1 rRNA gene is annotated in these 269 nt (G+C 58.4%); it reads left to right on the top strand.

Going from position 1 to position 269, the window contains the following annotated elements:
• Window positions 1-269, top strand: a 23S ribosomal RNA gene (locus QMF38_RS09620); the annotation flags it as partial.

Here is a 269-nt window from a genome sequence, read left to right on the forward strand (position 1 = left end):
GCCACCATTGAAAGAGTGCGTAATAGCTCACTGGTCGAGTGGCGCTGCGCGGAAAATGTAACGGGGCTAAACCGGACACCGAAGCTATGGATGGAGACATGGTAGGGGAGCGTTCCACTGGCGGAGAAGCAGAGTCGGAAGGCGATGTGGAGCGAGTGGAAGTGAGAATGCCGGTATGAGTAGCGAAAAGAGGGGTGAGAATCCCCTCCGCCGAAAGCCCAAGGGTTCCTGGGGAAGGCTCGTCCGCCCAGGGTAAGTCGGGACCTAAG

Origin of the sequence: Alicyclobacillus hesperidum subsp. aegles (assembly GCF_027923525.1) — a bacterium.
GTDB lineage: Bacteria > Bacillota > Bacilli > Alicyclobacillales > Alicyclobacillaceae > Alicyclobacillus > Alicyclobacillus aegles.